We start from the raw sequence: 3,628 nt of genomic DNA on the forward strand, positions 1-3,628 counted from the left end.
CTTCCGTGAATTCTAGGTTAATCATGTTTTTAATGAGTGCTTTGCTTCTAATTATGACTCTTAAACTATATTATTGTCCTTGAGTAAAAAATGCAAGTTGTAGCCGTGCAAAGTATATATTTGTAATCATCTAAGAGTCACTGATAATTGCTGATTGTCGGTATTCCCGCAAATGTGAGATGCACCCCACTCACTCGCTGGCGGAACTGTATCTTAGAATACATTTTACCCACCAAACCCAAGAGAGCCATCGATTCTTATCTGACAACTCTTTCCCTTGAAGGCATTCCCATAAAAAAGAGGGTAGTTATGGTTAACTACCCCAAAAAATTCTACTAGATCGGTGCCATTAAGCGATCGCTTAATTGTTCAGCTACTAGACAGCCACAACTTTTTTGCTGACTTGGGTTAATTGCCCTTTAGCATATTTGGCTGCGTAGTCATCGAGGGACATTTGTTTGATTTTGCTGGCGTTACCGGCGGTACCAAATTGTTGATAGCGATCGGCACAAACTTTCTGCATATAGGTGATCGAGGGTTTCAGGAAGAAACGGGGATCAAACTCTTTCGGGTTGCTGAATAGTGCTTCCCGAACTGCGGCGGTAATTGCTAAACGGCAGTCGGTGTCGATATTGATTTTACGCACACCACTCTTGATGCCTTTTTGGATTTCTTCCACGGGAACACCGTAGGTTTCAGGGATAGCGCCACCGAATTGGTTGATTAATTCGAGGAGATCTTCAGGAACCGAGGAAGAACCGTGCATAACCAAGTGAGTATTGGGTAAGCGGTTATGAATTTCTTCAATACGGCTAATAGCGAGAATTTCGCCGGTGGGTTTGCGGGTAAATTTGTAAGCGCCGTGGCTAGTACCAATGGCTACTGCTAAAGCATCTACTTGAGTTCTTTCGACGAAATCCACCGCTTCATCGGGATCGGTTAACAGCATCGAGTGATCTAATTCTCCCTCAAAACCGTGGCCGTCTTCCGCTTCTCCTTTACCAGTTTCTAGGGAACCTAAACAACCGAGTTCCCCTTCCACACTAGCACCGATCGAGTGAGCAACTTTTACTACTTCAGCAGTAACGTTAACGTTGTACTCGTAGGTGGCGGGAGTTTTAGCATCCGCTTCTAAGGAACCATCCATCATGACACTGGTGAAACCGTTACGGATCGCCGAGTAGCAGGTGGCGGGTTCGTTACCGTGATCTTGGTGCATCACGATGGGGATATGAGGATAGGTTTCCACCGCGGCGGTGATCAGGTGACGCAGGAAGTTTTCCCCTGCATATTTGCGCGCACCGCGAGAAGCTTGCAGGATAACGGGGCTATCGGTGGCTGCCGCCGCTTGCATGATCGCTTGGATCTGCTCCATATTATTTACGTTAAAAGCGGGGATGCCATATCCGTTCTCAGCCGCGTGATCCAACAATAACCGCATGGGGACGAGTGCCATATCCTTTACTCCTTAATCTATTTCTTGTTTTTTGTCTCTTTAAATTCAAGAAAGTTAATTCTCTTACCTGTTAATCTTAAGATAGTTTTTACACTTTGACGATCCCCAAAAAAAATTTTTTCGGGTTTCGTCCTAAGATGACCACAATCTCCGTTGCGCCGGTCCCTTAAGTAGTTCGTGTGTATCAAATAGCAGTCGGGGAATGGGCAATTTTTCCGGGCAGCGAGGTAAACAATCACCGCATTCAGTACAATTATTGGCCTTGCGTCCGGGGAACCAATGACCGGCATTTTCCAGCATTCGATAGCGATACTGACCAAAATCGGTCATTTCGTAAGCTACTGCCAGATTCCGCAGTCTCAACACTTCGGGGATATTAATATTTTCGGGACAGGGTAAACATTGATAACATTGGCTACATAAATCTGTAGCCAATTTATCGGTTAAATGTGCCTCTAAACGCTTAAAAACGGCAATTTCTGCCGCATCTAGGGGCTGATCTCCTTCGCATACGTTAATAATTGCCTCTAATTCCTCCGGTATCGCTGCCCCGACGCTGAGGGTAGTAATGCGCGGATCGCTCAATAAAAAGCGATAATTTAGCTCTAGGGGTGAAAAAGGAGCGCATAATTCCTCTAGCTTCTTGGGAGGTCTGTGGAGACCACCTCCCTTATCAGCAGGGGAAATAATAAACACACCCATGTCCTTTGCTTGGGCTAAAGCGATCGCCGGTTGCTGTCTTTGCCAAAAAAAATAGTAATGGATATTGACAAAAGCGAAGAAATCTGTATTGATCGTCTCGAGAATAATTTCTAGGGGTGCATGGGTAGAAAAGCCAATATGACCAATTTTTCCAGCTTCTTGGGCCAGAAAAACGGCTTTCATGCAGCCTTGCGGGTCTTTAATCCAGTTTAAATGCTCGCGGGTGTTAATACCGTGAATTGCTAGACAATCGAGGTAATTTAATTGTAATCGTTCTAGGGATTCGGCGATCGCTTTTTCCATAGTTTGGCGATCGGGAGTGGGGACCAATTTCGTGGTCAGATAAACCCGCTCCCGCACCCCTTGACGCTGCAGGTAGCGACCGAGAAAAACTTCGCTATTACCGTAACCTCTGGCCGTTTCTAGGTGATTAATCCCCAATTCTAGGGCGCGATCGACTGTTGCAGTAAACACCGACTCTGAGGACAAACAGCGCATTGTCCCCAGGGAAAACAGCGAAAATTGCCAATTAGTACGGCCAAATCGTCGATAACGCATTGATTCAGTTATCAGTTATCAGTTATCAGTTACCAGTTGTTAGTTAGAAGGTATTGGGGGATGGGGTGTGGGGGTGATGGGGTGATGGGGTGATGGGGAAGTGGGGAGAATAAATAAAAATAATCTCCTGTCGACCGTCGACCGTCTCCTGAATCCTGTCTCCTGAATGTTCACTGATCACTAAAATCACCGTGACGTTGGATCAGGTCTGAGGGGCTAAGATTGGAGACGAAATTGCGAAAAGCTTGACGTTCCTGCTCATCCGCGTCACGATCGACAGGAATAGAAGCGGAAGCGATCACTTCTTCCATTACCCAGACAGGACTGTTGGTACGCAGAGCAATGGCGATCGCATCACTGGGACGACAATCGATTTCTTTTTTGACTTCGCCGCGCTGGAGACAGAGAACAGCATAAAAGGTATTATCTTGGAGAGAATGGATGATAATCTTTTCTAAATCCATGTCCCAAACTTTAAAAATATTAGCGATCAAATCGTGGGTGAGGGGACGAGGGGGTTTTTGTTGTTCGAGGACGGTGATAATGGCCTTAGCCTGATCTTGTCCGATGTAGATAGGTAGGGCGCGACGCTCGGAACCATCCTTGAGTAGTACAATGGGACTGCGAGTGATAGCGTCTAGGGCAATTCCAGCGACTTTCATTTCGATCATGACTATGGCTTCTCCAATATAGAGATTCAGCTAGGGAAGGAGTGGGAAAGCAACCTGAATAATATAGTGCTTCGTTACACTCACAGTATGCCCTAAGATGGCAGAGATTAGCCTCATCTTTATTGACATCCTCGCCGCACTTTTAGGGCGGCGATTCCTAAACCTCACGATTTAAGTTTCTGCTTCCACCACCGTCGCATACCACAGTTAAAAAACCATGTACTGTCTTACACAGAGTCCA

Annotated in this window: 3 protein-coding genes; all 3 read right to left on the minus strand. The window is 45.9% G+C overall.

The features are described from left to right. Nucleotides 1-376: 376 nt before the first annotated feature. Complete coding sequence (gene fba, locus EWV66_RS03220; RefSeq protein WP_002744497.1) at nt 377-1,456, minus strand: class II fructose-bisphosphate aldolase; 1,080 nt, start codon at nt 1,454-1,456, stop codon at nt 377-379. A 132-nt stretch (nt 1,457-1,588) separates the two neighbouring features. Continuing rightward, nucleotides 1,589-2,716: an aldo/keto reductase gene (locus tag EWV66_RS03225; protein WP_052275609.1), complete on the minus strand. Its 1,128-nt coding sequence runs from the start codon at nt 2,714-2,716 to the stop codon at nt 1,589-1,591. Nucleotides 2,717-2,886: 170 nt separating this feature from the next. Then, entirely contained in the window at nt 2,887-3,387 is a 501-nt protein-coding gene (locus tag EWV66_RS03230; protein WP_052275610.1) for a bifunctional nuclease family protein, read from the minus strand. Between the last annotated feature and the right edge of the window lie 241 nt (nt 3,388-3,628).

It is taken from the genome of Microcystis sp. M_OC_Ca_00000000_C217Col (assembly GCF_007095585.1).
Lineage (GTDB): Bacteria > Cyanobacteriota > Cyanobacteriia > Cyanobacteriales > Microcystaceae > Microcystis > Microcystis panniformis.